The sequence below is a fragment of the Mesorhizobium sp. M5C.F.Ca.IN.020.32.2.1 genome (assembly GCF_004023105.1).
GTDB classification, from domain to species: Bacteria; Pseudomonadota; Alphaproteobacteria; order Rhizobiales; family Rhizobiaceae; genus Mesorhizobium; species Mesorhizobium wenxiniae.
The window spans coordinates 1-747 of record NZ_RZSX01001490.1; the positions used below are offsets into that span (position 1 = coordinate 1).

At 58.4% G+C, this 747-nt stretch carries 1 pseudogene; it reads right to left on the reverse strand.

Annotated features, from left to right (window positions below):
• A pseudogene (gene lysK / locus EOA86_RS37010) lies at positions 1-540 on the reverse strand (lysine--tRNA ligase); the annotation flags it as partial.
• Between the last annotated feature and the right edge of the window lie 207 nt (positions 541-747).

The following is a 747-nucleotide window of genomic DNA, read 5'->3' on the forward strand; positions in this document are numbered from 1 at the left end:
GTCCATAATCTTATCGAAACGTTCGGCAGCGCGCAGCAGAACGTCGTCGAAACGGCCAGCCTTGTAGTATTCCGTCGCGCTGGCGAACTCGTAGTCGAAGCCGAACGTGTCCAGGAAACGGCAAAGCATTGCGTTGTTGTGGTCTGCGAAGCTCGCATAGTCGCCGCCGAAAGGGTTGGGGACGGACGAGAGCGGCTTGTGCAGGTGCGGCTCGAGTGCGGCGCGATCAGGGACGTTGTCCGGAATCTTCCGCATGCCGTCCATGTCGTCGGAAAAGCACAATATTTTGGTCTTGATCGCGTCCCGGGTGAGGACGCGGAAGGCATGGCGCACCATCGAGGTGCGTGCGACCTCGCCGAAAGTACCGATGTGCGGCAGCCCCGACGGACCGTAACCGGTCTCAAACAGAACGGTCTCGGGAAAATCAGTGTCTTTGTAGCGCTCGACGATCTTTCTGGCTTCTTCGAACGGCCACGCCTTGCTTTCAGCCGCTGCCGCAAGCACCTCGGGATTGAGATCGACGATGTTTGATCCCGCCATGTCACTGTTTTCCAAATCGTTCGCCGGCATCACCGCAAAAGGGGCCGGAAGAGGTTTTCAACCGGTCTCTAGGCGTGCCTGCCGTGGGCGTCAACGATCGCGGCTCTTTTTCCTTGCGGCGTCGGTGCCGCGTTCCTAACTTCGGAGCCCGTTTGAGGAGTTTTTAAATGTCTTTGCCGCCGCATGAAGCCCTGATCTATCTGATGG